The sequence below is a fragment of the Kitasatospora sp. NPDC003701 genome, assembly GCF_053587085.1.
Genome location: NZ_JBSFNM010000054.1, coordinates 1 through 13,990, shown reverse-complemented (window position 1 = coordinate 13,990; position 13,990 = coordinate 1). Strand labels below are relative to the sequence as shown.

Below are 13,990 nucleotides of genomic sequence, written 5' to 3'. Positions count from 1 at the left end.
GCCCGGCCCGACAACGCGTTCGGGCCTCAGCCGGTCCGAACGGTGATCGCGCCGTTGGAGGTGCTCAGATCGAGCCGGAAGCGGCCGTCCGCGTCGGCGGCGACGCCGATGTCCTTGCGGCCGTTGTCGGTACTGGCCGACACCCGGTAGCTCGCGGGCGGCACGGTGAGGGTGATGGCGCCGTTCGACGTCTTGGCCGTGACGTCCTGGGCCTCGGCCGGTGAGAGCTCGATCCGCCCGTTGCCGGTCTGCGCCCGGATGCGGTCGCCGTTCAGTCCCCTGCCGCTGATCGAGCCGTCGGTGGTCCGCACCTCGGTCGGCCCGGCGACGTCGTCCAGCGTGACGCTTCCCGACTCCGTGGACACGTTCACCGCGCCCACCCGGGAGAGCCGGACGGACCCGTCGGTGGTCCTCCCGTCGATCGGGAGGCCGGCCGGTACCTCCACGGTGTAGCTCACCGAGCAGCCTCGGCCGCAGCCGCCGAGGACCAGCACACCGCCCTCCACCCGGGCGGTCTCCCCGGGCCGGTCGGCCTCGTAGTCCACCGATCGGTGCACGGACACCCGGGTGGCGCCCTCCGTACCCCGCACGACGACGCTGCCGGCGCTGCTGTCCAGCCGCACGGCGGTGATCCGCTCCGACCGGACGGAGTCGTCCGTGAAGTGCTCCCCCGGTGCGCAGGCGCCGAGCACACCGACGCCGATCCCGGCGATCACGAGAGCCCCGACCGTGCGGTGCCGCTGACGCATCCTGCTGCCCCCTGCTTGTCCGTTCGCTGCCGCCGGCTGCTTCGCGCAGCCGGCCCGTCGACCGTAACCGGGTGGAGAGGGCGCGAACCATGGGGCTGTCACCCGTCCCGGCCGGGTGCAGGCCACCCGGTGGACCTGGTGCGCAGTACACCCCCGCCGGCCCGGGGCCCGGGCCGTCCGCCGCGGCGAGGGCACCGGCGGTCCGGACTCCCCGGCGGCGGGACGCGGGGCGGCGGCCGTTCCCGTCGCGGCCGTCCGCGCGGCCCGTACCGTTCGCGCAGCCCGGTCGAAGTGATCGCAACGCGGCCTATACTCGGTCTGCTTGACCGACGAACGGCACAACGGGGGGCGTTCATGGAGAGCTACACGGAGACTCCGCTGGGCCTGATCATCCTGATCCTGGGCGGCGTGACGCTGGTTCTGCGGGTGGTGTCACTCCCGCTCCTGATACGCGCTCAGCAGGCCACCCGCTACCGCGCGGCCGCTCGCCTCGGGGGCCCGGCCGGTCGGCCGGCGGTGCCGGCGGGGCTGACGGCGGCGGCGGTCGGTGAGCAGGCGTTCGTCCTGCTGGGCGCGGTCGGTCTGGTGGTCCTGCTGGGCTCGACGGTCGCCGGCAACAACTTCCGGTACATGATGCCGTCGATCGTTTCGGAGAGCCCGCTGACCCCAGCCCGGTTCTTCGATGTCCACTACGTCATGGCGGAGCCGGTCTTCCTCATCCCGGCGGTTGCCACCCTGCTCGGCTGGGTGTTCCTCTGGCTCCTGACGCAGCGCAACCTGCTGACCATCGCCATGCCCCCGGGGGCCGGGACGTCCCCCGGCAGTACCGTCCGGCTGATCGTCGGGTTCGTCCTGCGCGTGGTGGTCGGCGCGCTGGTGCTGCCGATCGGAGTCGTCGAAGGCGCGCTGATGTTCCAGATCATCGCGGTCGTGACCAGCCGTCGCCCCCGGGACGTCGGTGTCGGCGCCGGGGGACACCTCGCGCCCGAGGCTCCGCCCGTCGCTCCGCCCGTCGGTCGGCCCGCGCCCTTCGTGCCGATGCCGGCCGCCCCGGTCGACGCGCCCTGGTCCATGTCGGCCCCACCGGCGCCGCAGGTCCCGCCGGCCGTACCGCTCGGGCGCGTCGCCCCCGCCGGCCACACTCCGCCGCTCGGGCGCGTCGCCCCCGCCGGCCACACCCCACCGGTCGGGCACATCGCTCACCAGGAGCTGTACCCGTACGAGCCGCGGACGATCGGTGGGTACCAGTTGCTCGGCCGGATCGGGTCCGGTGGCATGGGCACGGTCTACCTGGCCCGCCGCGAGGGCTCGGCCACCCAGGTCGCGCTGAAGACGATCAACCCCGAACTCCTCGGCGAAGCCGAGCTGTTGCGGCGCTTCGAGCGCGAGGCGGAGGTGCTGGCGATGGTGTCCGGCGCCTACACCGCCCGGGTGCTCGACGCCGGCGTCGACTCCGGGCGCCCCTACCTGGCCATGGAGTTGCTGGACGGCCGCCCGCTCGACGTCCACCTGCGCGAGCAGGGGCCGATCCGTTCGCCCGAGGCGCTGCGGGCGCTGGCGCTCGCGCTGGCCCTGGCCCTGCGCGGGGTGCACCGGCTGGGGCTGGTGCACCGGGACCTCAAGCCGGCCAACATCATGCTGACGACGGCCGGTCCGCGGCTGCTCGACTTCGGCATCGCGGCGATCGTCGACGGCACCCGGCTGACCCGCACCGGTGGCGGCCCGGGGACGCTGACCTACATGGCGCCCGAGCAGTTCGGCGACGGGCCGGTCGGCCCGGCGGCGGACGTCTGGGCCTGGGCGTGCTGCGTGGTGTGCGCGGCGCACGGGGGGAGCCCGTTCGCGGCTGCCAGTACGGGGGCCGTGATCCGCCGGATCGTCGACACCGGCCCGGAGCCGACGGCCCTGGCGGCCCTCGCGGGGCTCGACCCGGGCCTCGCGGCCGTGGTCGGCCGCGCGCTGACCGCGGACCCGCAGGCCCGGCCCGGCGACGGCGGCGCACTGCTGGAGCTGCTGACCACGCGGCACGGCCCGGGCGGCACCGAGCCCGACGCGGGCGCGCTCCGCGACGAGATCACCCACGGCTGGCGCACCCTGGCGATCCGGACGGACCAGGGCCCGGCTCAGCAGTGACCGGGCGCCCGGGCCTGCCGGTAGGCGAGCCTGACGGCGTCGGGTGCGGGGTACCGGGGTGACCGGCTGGGGGCTGTCCCGCAGCGGCAGGTGGGCGGGACGGTCACGGGAGCGCCCGGTCGCCGGGCACCCGCGTACCTCGCCTTGGGCCGGTCGGTCGCCGCCTTCCTCGCCGTGTGGACCTTGGCGATCCGGGCGGACCGGGGGCGGGCTCGGCAGTGATCGGCTGCCGGCCGTGCGGGCCTGCCGGTACGCGAGCCTGACGGTCACCGGCGTGCCCGGTCGCCGCGTACCCGCGTACTCCTCCGCGGGCCGGTCGGCCGCCGCCGTCCTCGCCGTCCTCGCCGTCCTCGCCGGGCGCCCCGGCGCGTCCCGGCGCAGGATGGAGATCCCGGGCGTCCGACGACGGGACCGGCGACAACGGGAGGCTGTCGTGATCGGAATGGCTGACATCAGGGAGTGGCGCGGCCACGCCGTGGTCGACGAGAAGGACCACCGGATCGGCACACTGGAGTCGGTGTACGTCGAGACGGCCAGTGACCAGCCGTTCTTCGCCACCGTGACGGTCGGCCTGCCGTCCCGGCGACGGCTGGTGTTCGTCCCGCTCGACGGCGCCGTGGTCGGGCCCGGGTACGTGCGGGTCGCGTTCGCCAAGGGCGTGGTCAAGCAGGCCCCCTCGATCGGGACGGACGACGTCCTGCCCGCCGAGGACGAGTCGGCGGTCTTCGCGCACTACGAACTCGCCTACGCCCCCGGTGCCGGCGGCGAACGCCGACTCGCCAGGCGCTGAGGATCCGGCCCCGCCGCCGGCCGGTCGGGCCCGTCGGCTGCCATACCCCACGGGGTACGCTGGAAGCTCGTCGCGACAGCGGAAGGCGGCCCTGGGATGCAGGTGGACGAGGAAGCGGTCGGTGCCGTCCTGAACCGGCTCCGCCGGGCGCAGGGGCAGCTGGCCGGTGTGATCGCGATGATCGAGGCGGGCCGGGACTGCAAGGACGTCGTCACCCAGTTGGCGGCCGTCTCGCGGGCCCTGGACCGGGCCGGGTTCAAGATCGTGGCCAGCGGCATGCGCCAGTGCATGGCCGTCGCCGACGGGGACGCGCCGCCGATGAGCGAGGCGGAGCTGGAGAAGCTCTTCCTGGCCCTCGCCTGACGCCTGACGCCTGACACCAGGCGGCCGAGCGCCGAGGGCCGAGGGCCTGGCGCCGAACGGCGTCGGCCCGACCGGACACCGACCACCGTCGGCGGCAGAATGGTCTCGGCGGAAGGCGGCGGCCATGGACGACATCGGTTTCGGCCGGGCGCTGGCAGGCCTGCTGGAGGCCTCCCACCGGATCGGCCCCGGCGAGCTCGCGACAGCCGTCCGGGACGCGGCCCGCGCGATGGGGCTCACCGACGCGGTGGTCCTGCTGGCCGATGTGCGGCAGGTACGACTCGCGCCGCTGGAGCCAGCGCCCGCCGAGCCACCGCCCGCCGAGCCATCGCCCGCCGAGGAGCCGACCCACCCCGGTCCGCACCGGCACGGCGGCTCCTCGGACGCTGGCAGGCCGACGAGCGGGGCGCTCCCGTTGGAGGGGAGCCCGGCGGGCCGCGCGTACCGCACGGGCGCGGTGCAGTCCGCGCCGGCCGACGGCCGGTCCGGCCGGGTGCTGTGGCTGCCGATGCTCGACGGCGCCGAGCGGATCGGGGTGCTCCGCGTCGAGGCGCCCCCGGGCGGGAGCGTCGACATCGGTCACTGTCAGGCGCTCGCCTCGCTGGCCGGCCTGATCGTGGTGGCCAGGCTGCCCTTCGCGGACGACCTGGTCGACACCGTGCGCGTCGTTCCGATGACCCTCCAGGCCGAGCTGGCTTGGGCGTTCCTGCCGCCGCGCACGGTCGGTACCCGGCACGTGACGTCGACCGCGGTGCTGGAGCCCGCCTACGAGATCGGCGGGGACGCGTTCGACCACAGCTTCAGCGGGGACCGGCTGCGGGTCACCGTCGTCGACGCGATGGGTCACGACCTCGCCTCGGGCGGGTCGTCGGCGCTGGCGATCGCCGCCTGCCGGACCGTCCGCCGGGCCGGCGGCGGGCTCGCGGACATCTCCTCCGTGATCGACCGGGAGTTGGACCGGTGGTTCCCGGAGCGGCTGCTCACGGGCGTCTTCGCCGAGCTCGACACCTCCGACGGTCGGCTGACGTGGGTGAACCGCGGCCACCCGGCACCCCTGCTGATCCGCCGTCAGCACGTGGTGCCGGCCGCGCTCGAACGGACCGCCGAACCCCCGCTCGGGCTCGCCGGCCACGTGCGGACGCCCGGCACCGTCCACGAGGTCCGGCTGGAACCGGGGGACCGCGTGCTCATCCACACCGACGGTGTCACCGAGGCGCGTTCCGTCACCGGTGAGCTGTTCGGCGAGGAGCGGCTGACGGACATGGTCCTCCGCGCCACGGCGGCCGGGGAGGCCGCCCCGGAGGCGCTCCGACGGCTGGTCCACGCGCTGCTGGAGCGCCAGGAGCACCGGCTCTCCGACGATGCCACGATCGTCCTGGTGGAATGGCACCCCGACCGCTGACGGGCAGCCCGACCGCTGACGGGCGGTCCGGCTCGCCCTCCGGGGCCGCCCCGGGGCAGCGGCCCATCCGAAGGCCCGCCGGCTCCGAAGACCCCGTGGTCCGGCCGGAGGAGCCCCCGACTCCGGCCGGCCGCGAGGCCCCGCCCCGGCGCGCCGTGCCCCCGCGCGGAGCGCCGGAGTGGGAGGCTCGCCTGTCCCGCCGGGGCCGGCCGACCCGCCGACCACGGATCCGCCGACCCGCCGACCCGCCGACCCGCCGACCTCCGACCCACCGACCTCCGACCCACCGACCCGCCCGACCGATCCAGACCCGCCGAACCCCGTCCAGACCCACCACCACGACCACCGGGCCACCACTCATGACCGTCTCCATCGCCCTGCTCACCCAGGACCTCCGCCTGCACGACAACCCCGTGCTCCGCGCCGCCGCCGAGGCCGCCGACGAGGTCGTGCCGCTCTTCGTCCTCGACCCGGACGTCGCCGCCGCCGGCTTCGCCGTGCCCAACCGGACGGCCTTCCTCGCCGACTGCCTCACCGACCTCGATGCCGCGCTGCGCCCCCTCGGCGGCCGGCTGGTGCTCCGCCGGGGCGCGGCCGCCACCGAGACCGCCCGGCTGGCCGCCGAGGTGGGCGCCGTCTCGGTCCACGTCGCCGCCGGCGTGAGCGCCTTCGCCCACCGCCGCGAGCAGGCCCTGCGCGACCTCCTCGGTCCCCGCCTGCGCGTCCACGACGCCGTGCTGACCGTGGCCGTCCCCGGCGCCGTCGCCCCGGCCGGCAAGGACCACTACGCCGTCTTCACCCCGTACTTCCGCGCCTGGCAGCAGGCCCCGCGCCGGACGGTGCACCGCGCTCCCCGGGTGCTGCGCACACCCGAGGGCGTCGCGAGCGAGCCCGTCCCCGCCGTCACCCCGGACTCGCCGGGCCTGCCGCCCGGTGGCGAGGGTCCCGGCCGCAAGCTCTGGCAGGGCTACGCCCTGGAACAGTACGAAGCCCTGCACGACGACCTCGCCGCCGACGGTACGTCGCGCCTCTCGCCCTACCTGCACTTCGGCTGCGTCTCCGCCGCCGAACTGGTGGCGTCCGCCGAACGGCGGGGCGGCAGCGGCGCGGAGGCGTTCGTCCGGCAACTGGCCTGGCGGGACTTCCACCACCAGGTGCTGGCCGCCCGCCCGGAGGCGGCCCACCGCGACTACCGGTCCAAGGGGGATGACTGGCTGCCCGACGACGCGGAGTCGGAGGCCTGGCGCCAGGGCCGGACCGGCTTTCCGCTGGTGGACGCGGGCATGCGCCAACTCGCCCACGAGGGCTGGATGCACAACCGGGCCCGGCTGGTGACGGCCTCGTTCCTGACCAAGACCCTCTACAAGGACTGGCGGACGGGCGCCCGCCACTTCCTGCGCCTGCTGGTCGACGGTGATGTGGCCAACAACCAGCTCAACTGGCAGTGGGTGGCCGGGACCGGCACGGACACCCGGCCCAACCGGGTGCTCAACCCGCTCGCCCAGGCGGACCGGCTCGACCCGGACGGCGCCTATGTCCGGCGCTGGGTACCCGAGTTGGCCGGTCTCTCCGGCCGCTCCGCGCACCGCCCCTGGCGGCTGGACCGTCCGCCGGCCGGCTACCCGGCGCCGATCGTCGACCCCGACGCGATCTCCGTCCGGCTCCGCCACGCCCGGGGCCTCGACTGAACCGGTGGCGCCCGGTGGGGCGTCACGTGCGACCGGACGAACCTGACCGGACGAACCTGACCGGGCGTCAAGTCCGGCTGTCCGGGGTGTTCGAACGGTCCGGCCACGCATGGTCCCCGCGGATGGGGGTAGCCGGGCGGGCACCACTGCCGCCAAGAGAAGGGGGGACGTACGGTGCCCCAGATCGTCGAGGACGTCATCGAGGCCTGTCTCGTCGGGCCGGATCCCCGGCCGGTGCTGATGGGGCTGCGCTACGACCCGGCCGACCCGTTCGCGCTGTCGCTCGGTTTCGGGGCCAATGCCTCGCTCGGACTCGATACTTCACTGTCCTGGACGGCGGCCCGCGAGCTGTTCGGCGGCGGGCTGCGCAAGCCGTCCGGGCTGGGGGACCTGCGTGTCCGGCCCTGGGCGCCCGGGGTGATCGCCGTCGAGTTCCACGGGGACGAAGGCTGCGCCGTCCTGGTGCTGGCCGCCCGGGACCTCGTGCAGTTCCTCCGCCGGACGTACGAGGTGGTCGCCCCCGGGACGGAGCACCAGTTGCTCCGCTGGCCCGACACGGTGGCCGGTCTGGTGGACGAGGCCGGCTGAGCGCGGCAGCAGAGCGCGGGACCAGCCGCGGGGCGACGGTGGCGACCTCACCACGAGGGCCCGCCACCGGCCCCCGCCGTCGGGCGGCAGGGCCCTGGCCCACCCCCGAATGACCACCGCGGCGCCGACACCGCCGACACCACGGCCCGGGCGGAGAGACCGCCCGGGCCGTGGTGGTCGCGTTCGGTGAGGTCCGGTGAGCCGTTCAGCGCCCGGGGGCGAGCCGGCTGACGTCGATCTCCACCCAGACCGCCTTGCCCTGCTCGTGCCGCTCGGCGCCCCAGCGATCGGCGGCCCGCTGGATGATGAACAGGCCGTGGCCGCCGGGCAGGCCGGGCAGGTGCGGCAGGCGGGGCTCGGGGAGCACGGACTCTCCGTCGCTCACCTCGACCCGGAGCCGGTCCGCGGACGCGTCCAGGACGAGTTCGAGCGGGCCGCCGCCGTGCATCATCGCGTTGGCCACCAGCTCCGCGACGAGCAGCACGACGTCGTCGGCCACGTCCGGGTCCGCGCCGCTCTCCGGGGTCAGCCACGCCCAGTCGACGAGCGCCTGCTGGGTGAAGGCGCGGGAGCGGGCGACCGGCTTGGGCAGGCCGGCCAGCCGCAGCCGTCGGCGTTGGCCGGCCTCCGGCAGCGTCGCGCCGGACCGGTTGTCGTCCAGGGTGCCCCGGCCCCTCGTCATATGCGGTTCACCCCTTCGTGCGGTTGCTGTGGCACATCGTCCGATCGGATTCCCGGGCAGCGCCGGGTTATTCCTGTGACGGTTGTTCGACTGCCCGCCCGTGGTCGCGGGCGGGCAGAGCGGGCCGGAGCGCACCGTCGAGCTCAACGGACGAGTGCCGCGCCGACCGAGTCGTGGATGGAGAACACCGCGCCGGCTCCGGTCAGCTCCAGCACCCGGGCGACCGGCGCGGCGACCGCCGCGAGGCGGAAGTCGACGCCCGCGGCCGAGGCGGCCAGGCGGGTCTTCAGCAACAGGTTCAGCCCTGAGGAGTCGCAGAACCCGACACCCTCCAGGTCGACCACGACCAGGGGGGTGCGCTGGTCGACCAGCGAGGTCAGCGCCTTCTCGGCGGGGGAGAGGCTGTCGATGTCGAGATCACCCGCCACCGCGCAGACCGCTGCCCCGGCGTCGGCCCGCCGTATGTCCACGGTCAGCGCGTGCGGCATGGTGCTCGCGGCCGCCGCGATCCGGTACTGCTCGTCCTCGACTGGCATCGTGGTTGTCTTTCCCCTCCAGAGAGTGCCCTTCGACCATACGCGGGGGAAAGCCCGAGGCCAAGGCGCACACCCCGCAGAAGGGCTGACGCCCCGGCCGTCGGGGGCGCTCGGTCAGTCCTGGTCCAGGCCGGCGCGGAGCCGGCCCAGGATCCGGCTCAGCAGCCGGGAGACGTGCATCTGGGAGACGCCCAGCCGGGCGCCGATCTCGGACTGCGTGAGCTCCTCGGTGAACCGCATCGACAGGATCAGCCGGTCGCGCTCGGGGAGGGCGGCGATCAGGGGCTTCAGCGAGACGAGGCTCTCGACCTTCTCCAGCCGGCCGTCCTCCCGGCCGAGCCGGTCGACCAGGGCGCCCCTGGAGTCGTCCTCCGAGGAGTCGGCGCCCAGGTCGAGCGAGCCCACGGTGTGGCCGTTGGCCGCGGCGAGCCCCTCGGTCACCTCCTCGGGGGTCAGCGACAGGTGCGCGGCCAGCTCGGCGACGGTCGGGGCCCGGTCGAGCCGCTGGGTGAGCTGCTCCTGCGCCCTGGCCAGGGTCAGCCGGAGCTCCTGGAGCCGGCGCGGCACGTGGACGGCCCAGGTGGTGTCGCGGAAGTGGCGGCGGATCTCCCCGAGCACGGTCGGCACGGCGAAGGTGGTGAACTCCACACCGTGCCGGGGGTCGAAGCGGTCGATCGCCTTGATCAGGCCGACGACGCCCGCCTGGACGAGGTCCTCCTGCGGTTCGCGGCTGGAGTTGAAGCGCCGGGCGGCGTAGCGGACCAGGGAGATGTTCAGCTCGATCAGGGTGGCCCGGACGTAGGAGTACTCCCGGGTGCCCTCCTCCAGTTCCGCGAGGCGGGCCAGCAGGGTCCGGGTCAGTTCGCGCGCGTCGGCCGGAGAGACCTCGCTGGGCTCGGCGATCTCGGGAATGTCGGTGCTCTCGGTGCTCTCGGTACCCACTGCGGTCCCGGTGCTCTCCGCGGTCCCGGGCAGACCGGGCAGACCGGGCAGGCCGGGCCTTCCGGGGGCGGCGGGCGTCGCTCCCGGCCGTACGGCGCTCGGCCGGGCCTGGCCCCGGAGGGAGGGGTACGCCGGGGCGAGGAGAGCATCACTGGACGGAGCCATGTCGGTCCTTTCATCGGTTCCGCGACGGTTCGTCCCCCTGTACCCGGGATCGCCGGGCCGATGCCCCTCGAGTGTGTGGTGATTACGTGAAGAAGGCGTGACGGCTTTCGGGTGGCCAAGTCCCGCACGGCCGAGGCCTACCCGGTCGGGCCCCGCATGTGAGATTCGTCCCGTTCCGCGGCGGGGGCGACCGGCACCCGGGGCAGGGCGTGCGGGTGGGCCTCGGACAGGTAGCCGACGAGGTGTTCGCGGACCTGGCAGCGCAGCTCGAACGCGGCGTCGGCGTCGGGCGCGGTCATCAGGGCGCGCACCACGATGGTGGTCGGTGTGGTGTCGACCACCTGGAGGGCGCTGCCCTCGCCGTCCCACAGCGAACTCTTGGCCAGGAACGCCTCGAACTCCGCCCGGAGCTCGGGTATCGGTGTGCGGTGGTCCAGGTGGAACAGCGCCGTTCCGGTGATCTTGCTGGTGCGGCGCGACCAGTTCTCGAACGGGCGGCCCGCAAAGTAGGACATCGGCATGACCAGCCGCCGCTGGTCCCAGGTGGCGATCACCACCGAGGTGAGCGTGATCTCCTCGACCGTCCCCCACTCGCCGGCGACCACCACGACGTCGCCGATCCGGATCAGGTCGCCGAAGGCCATCTGGATGCCCGCGAACAGGTTGGCGAGGGTGCTCTGCGCCGCGATCCCGGCGACCACGCCGACCAGTCCGGCGGAGGCGAGCAGGCTGGTCCCCAGCCCCCGGACCGCGGGGAACGTCATCAGCATCGCCCCCAGCGCGACCACGGCGACGGCGGCCTGGCAGATCCGGCCGAGCAGGCCGGCCTGGGTCCGGGCCCGGCCCGCCCACGCCGGGTCGCGGCGCCGGCCGGCCAGCTGCATCGCGCCGCTCGTCAGCAGGGCGATCAGTCGGGCGGCCAGCCAGGCGCAGGCGGCGATGGTCGCGAGCACCAGCAGGTGCCGGACGGCGCCGTGCACGGCCGGGGCGGCGCGGGCCCACGGCTCCCCGGCGAGCATCAGCCCGCACGCGGTGGCCGCCAGCAGCGGTGGCCGGCAGCCGCGCAGCAGGGACGGTGTGGCACCGGTGCGCCCGCGCGCGGCGAGGAACCGTGCGACGGCTTCCGAGAGCAGGTTCAGGGCGTACGCGGCGACGGCGGCCGACGCGGCGACGACGATCAGGCGGACGAGGCTCCACCCCACGGTGCGGATCCCTTCTTCGGGCGGTTCCCGCGGGGGCGGTCCGCGGGTCGGGGCTCCGTCTGCCCGCCGGGCCCGCCGTCCACACCCGCCCGGGGCCGCCGTCCACACCCGTCCGGTCCCCGGCGTCCTCCCGCGGCCGGGGCCGGACGGGTGGTGTCCTGACGTTTCGTCCGGAGCGGGGCATACCCGGGCGCGGCCGGGGCAGGCGCCCCGGCGACCGGCCGCCGGCCCGGCGGTCGGCAGCTCGGCGGAGAAGGGGAACGTGATGACACAGATCGAGGAGTCGGTCCTGGTCGACGTGCCGCTCGCGGTGGCGTACGAACAGTGGCGGAAGGTCGAGGACTTCCCGCTCTTCATGCGCGGCGTGGTCAGCATCGAGCGGCGCGGCCGGGAGCTGACCCACTGGGTGGTCGGCGTGGCCGGGGCGCACCGCGAGTTCGACGCCAGGACGACCGAGGTGGTGCCGGACGAGCGGCTGGCCTGGGCGGCGGTGGCCGGCGAGGTCCGGCAGGCGGGCGTGGTGACCTTCCACCGCCTCGGTGAGGACACCACCCGGATCATGCTCCAGCTGGACGTCGAGCCGCAGGGCCTGCTGGAGCGGATCGGGGAGGCCCTCGGCTTCCTCGACCGTCAGGTCATCGACGACCTGCACGACTTCAAGGAGTTCGTCGAAGCGACCCACGGCGGCCCCCCGAGTGGTCCTCCGGGCGCTGCGTCGGGCACTGTTCCGGGCAGTCCCCGGGCGGCCTGACCGCCCGCCGTCCGGACCGTCGCACCGCCGCACCACCCGCCGTCCGGACCGTCCGCCCGCCGGTCCGACCCGCTCCGGCGGGCCGACCCGGGCCGGAGTTCCCGCAGCGCCCGACATCGCGTCATGCGTCGTTCACGTCACGGTCGCCGACCTTGGGATGAATGGGGGCCGCCCGCAGTTGTACAGCCAACTGTCGGCATCCCTCATCCCAACCTCCGTGACCAGCCGCGGACGGACCCGGCCGCTCCCCCCGGCGGACCGGCCTCCCGAGCGCGGCGGACAGGACCACCGTGGCCGCAGGCAGCGCCCTGACGCTCAGCTCATCCGCCAACCCGGTCGAAGGCGACAGGCTCACCTTCCACTGGAGCACCGACGCCCCCGACGCCAAGAACTGGGTCGGCATCTACGACGGCAGCAGGAAGCCCGGCACCGGCAGTTCGCTGGTCTGGAAGTACACCCCGGCCGCCGCCGGTGACGTGCAGCTCGACACCTCGGCGCTCACCGGCGGGCCGTACACCGCGTACCTGCTCGCCAAGGACGGCTACGGCGTCCTGGCGCAGTCCGCGCCCTTCACCTTCCGCCCCAAGCCCGCCGTGGTCCGCCCGCACAGCGCCGTCGACGCGCTGACCACCGCGGCCGTGGCGCCCGGCAGCGCCGTCTCGGTCAAGCTCGGCGGCCTCTGGTCCCGGCCGGCCGGCAACCCGGCGGGCACCGCCGCCTTCCGCAAGATCAGCGGCCCGGCCTGGGCCTCCGTCGGCTCCGACGGCACGCTCACCGGTACCGCGCCCGCCACCGCGCCGAAGAACCCCGAGGTGGTCGTCGTCGGCGTCAAGGACAGCGCGGGCGCCACCGACACCGTCACCGTGCAGATCCCGGTGGCCGACCCGGCCGGCCCGCTGCGGCTGAAGGTGGCGAGCTGGAACCTCGCCGAGGCGGGCGCCGCGTTCACCGACGCCCTGGAGAAGCAGCTGCGCGTGGTGCTGACCCAGGGCCTGGACGTGCTGGCCCTCCAGGAGACCGCCGGCACCGCCGCCCAGGCGCTGGCCACCGCCCTGGGCTGGTACGCCTACCAGAGCGCGGGCAGCGTCGGCATCCTCAGCCGGTACCCGCTCACCGCCGTCACGGCCGCCACCGCCTCGCTGCCCGCCGCCGGGGCCACCCTCCAGCTCCCCGGTGGTCGGAGCGTGCGCTTCTGGGCCGCCCACCTGGACGAGGCGAACTACGGCCCGTACGCCGCCCAGGACGGCCGGAGCGCCGCGGAGATCACGGCCGCCGAGAACGCCTCCGTCCGCCTCCAGCAGGCCACGGCCCTCGCCACCGCCGTCCGGGCCGACGCCGCCGGGCGCACCCCGGTGGTCCTGGCCGGGGCGCTCTCCTCGCCGTCGCACCTGGACTGGACGGCCGCCACCGCCGGACAGCACAGCGGCGTCGGCGCGCTCGACTGGCCGGTCACGGTGGCCCTCCAGGGCGCCGGACTGACCGACAGCTTCCGTGAGGAGAACCGCAACCCGGTCAAGGCGCCCGGAGCCACCTGGTCGCCGGTCCGCAAGCAGCGGGGCAGCAAGCCGGAGCCGCAGGACCGGATCGACTACGTGCTGTACGCCGGCCCGCTGAAGCTGGTCGAGGCCCACACCCTGGTGGCCGACTGGCCCGCCACCGGTGCCGACCCGGCCGCCGTCGCCGCCAACCAGTGGCCCTCCGACACCGCCGCCGCGGTCGCCACCTTCCAGCTCTGACGGCCTCCCGCCCCGCCCCGCTCCCTCCCACCGCCCCGAGAGGCCAGTTCGCCATGTCCGATCTCTCCCGCCGTTCCTTCGTCGGCGCCACCGCGGCCGCCGGCGCCGCCGCCGTGGTCGGCCTGCCGGCCGCGTCCGCGAGCGCCGCTCCCGCCGCCGACCGACCCACCGGCAGCATCGCCGACGTCAAGCACGTCGTGGTGCTGATGCAGGAGAACCGCAGCTTCGACCACTACTTCGGCGCCCTGAACGGCGTCCGGGGC

At 75.1% G+C, this 13,990-nt stretch carries 14 protein-coding genes; 9 read left to right on the top strand and 5 right to left on the bottom strand.

Annotated features, from left to right (window positions below):
- Positions 1-26: 26 nt before the first annotated feature.
- Entirely contained in the window at positions 27-749 is a 723-nt protein-coding gene (locus tag ACWDRR_RS34325; RefSeq protein ID WP_449776172.1) for a DUF4097 family beta strand repeat-containing protein, read from the bottom strand.
- A gap of 354 nt (positions 750-1,103) precedes the next feature.
- Here ACWDRR_RS34325 and ACWDRR_RS34320 point away from each other — a divergent pair, with 354 nt between their 5' ends.
- The 6 genes from ACWDRR_RS34320 (at position 1,104) to ACWDRR_RS34295 (ending at position 7,713) form a co-directional block, all read left to right on the top strand.
- Positions 1,104-2,882 (top strand): serine/threonine-protein kinase, encoded by a 1,779-nt coding sequence (locus tag ACWDRR_RS34320; RefSeq protein WP_449776171.1) that lies wholly within the window; start codon positions 1,104-1,106, stop codon positions 2,880-2,882.
- Between the two features lie 442 nt (positions 2,883-3,324).
- Entirely contained in the window at positions 3,325-3,672 is a 348-nt protein-coding gene (locus tag ACWDRR_RS34315; protein WP_449776170.1) for a PRC-barrel domain-containing protein, read from the top strand.
- Positions 3,673-3,768: 96 nt separating this feature from the next.
- On the top strand, positions 3,769-4,035 hold the full coding sequence (locus ACWDRR_RS34310) for a metal-sensitive transcriptional regulator (protein WP_449776169.1): 267 nt from the start codon (positions 3,769-3,771) through the stop codon (positions 4,033-4,035).
- Positions 4,036-4,159: 124 nt separating this feature from the next.
- A complete protein-coding gene (locus ACWDRR_RS34305; RefSeq protein WP_449776168.1) occupies positions 4,160-5,437 on the top strand; it encodes a PP2C family protein-serine/threonine phosphatase in 1,278 nt (425 codons plus the stop codon).
- A 359-nt stretch (positions 5,438-5,796) separates the two neighbouring features.
- Entirely contained in the window at positions 5,797-7,125 is a 1,329-nt protein-coding gene (locus ACWDRR_RS34300; RefSeq protein ID WP_449776167.1) for a cryptochrome/photolyase family protein, read from the top strand.
- A gap of 174 nt (positions 7,126-7,299) precedes the next feature.
- Positions 7,300-7,713 carry an SsgA family sporulation/cell division regulator gene (locus ACWDRR_RS34295; protein ID WP_449776166.1) on the top strand — a complete coding sequence of 138 codons (414 nt, stop codon included), beginning with the start codon at positions 7,300-7,302 and terminating at the stop codon, positions 7,711-7,713.
- Between the two features lie 205 nt (positions 7,714-7,918).
- Here ACWDRR_RS34295 and ACWDRR_RS34290 read toward each other — a convergent pair whose 3' ends face one another.
- The 4 genes from ACWDRR_RS34290 to ACWDRR_RS34275 form a co-directional block, all read right to left on the bottom strand.
- A complete protein-coding gene (locus tag ACWDRR_RS34290) occupies positions 7,919-8,395 on the bottom strand; it encodes an ATP-binding protein (protein ID WP_449776165.1) in 477 nt (158 codons plus the stop codon).
- Positions 8,396-8,538: 143 nt separating this feature from the next.
- Entirely contained in the window at positions 8,539-8,931 is a 393-nt protein-coding gene (locus ACWDRR_RS34285; RefSeq protein ID WP_449776164.1) for an STAS domain-containing protein, read from the bottom strand.
- Between the two features lie 114 nt (positions 8,932-9,045).
- Complete coding sequence (locus ACWDRR_RS34280; protein ID WP_449776163.1) at positions 9,046-10,038, bottom strand: SigB/SigF/SigG family RNA polymerase sigma factor; 993 nt, start codon at positions 10,036-10,038, stop codon at positions 9,046-9,048.
- A gap of 137 nt (positions 10,039-10,175) precedes the next feature.
- A complete protein-coding gene (locus ACWDRR_RS34275) occupies positions 10,176-11,240 on the bottom strand; it encodes a mechanosensitive ion channel family protein (protein WP_449776162.1) in 1,065 nt (354 codons plus the stop codon).
- 265 nt (positions 11,241-11,505) lie between these two features.
- On the opposite strand from ACWDRR_RS34275, the gene ACWDRR_RS34270 reads away from it, so the two are divergent.
- The 3 genes from ACWDRR_RS34270 to ACWDRR_RS34260 all read left to right on the top strand — a co-directional run.
- Positions 11,506-11,991, top strand: coding sequence for an SRPBCC family protein (locus ACWDRR_RS34270; protein WP_449776161.1), 486 nt, complete (start codon positions 11,506-11,508; stop codon positions 11,989-11,991).
- 290 nt (positions 11,992-12,281) lie between these two features.
- Complete coding sequence (locus ACWDRR_RS34265) at positions 12,282-13,727, top strand: endonuclease/exonuclease/phosphatase family protein (protein WP_449776160.1); 1,446 nt, start codon at positions 12,282-12,284, stop codon at positions 13,725-13,727.
- A 53-nt stretch (positions 13,728-13,780) separates the two neighbouring features.
- Positions 13,781-13,990, top strand: a 210-nt coding sequence (locus tag ACWDRR_RS34260) for an alkaline phosphatase family protein (RefSeq protein ID WP_449776159.1), incomplete at its 3' end; no start/stop codon positions are given.

Bases quoted from the DNA above. Each gene is read 5' to 3' on its own strand.
- ACWDRR_RS34325 (WP_449776172.1), bottom strand. From the start codon at position 749: ATGCGTCAGCGGCACCGCACGGTCGGGGCTCTCGTGATCGCCGGGATC.
- ACWDRR_RS34320 (WP_449776171.1), top strand. From the start codon at position 1,104: ATGGAGAGCTACACGGAGACTCCGCTGGGCCTGATCATCCTGATCCTG.
- ACWDRR_RS34315 (WP_449776170.1), top strand. From the start codon at position 3,325: ATGGCTGACATCAGGGAGTGGCGCGGCCACGCCGTGGTCGACGAGAAG.
- ACWDRR_RS34310 (WP_449776169.1), top strand. From the start codon at position 3,769: ATGCAGGTGGACGAGGAAGCGGTCGGTGCCGTCCTGAACCGGCTCCGC.
- ACWDRR_RS34305 (WP_449776168.1), top strand. From the start codon at position 4,160: ATGGACGACATCGGTTTCGGCCGGGCGCTGGCAGGCCTGCTGGAGGCC.
- ACWDRR_RS34300 (WP_449776167.1), top strand. From the start codon at position 5,797: ATGACCGTCTCCATCGCCCTGCTCACCCAGGACCTCCGCCTGCACGAC.
- ACWDRR_RS34290 (WP_449776165.1), bottom strand. From the start codon at position 8,395: ATGACGAGGGGCCGGGGCACCCTGGACGACAACCGGTCCGGCGCGACG.
- ACWDRR_RS34285 (WP_449776164.1), bottom strand. From the start codon at position 8,931: ATGCCAGTCGAGGACGAGCAGTACCGGATCGCGGCGGCCGCGAGCACC.
- ACWDRR_RS34280 (WP_449776163.1), bottom strand. From the start codon at position 10,038: ATGGCTCCGTCCAGTGATGCTCTCCTCGCCCCGGCGTACCCCTCCCTC.
- ACWDRR_RS34270 (WP_449776161.1), top strand. From the start codon at position 11,506: ATGACACAGATCGAGGAGTCGGTCCTGGTCGACGTGCCGCTCGCGGTG.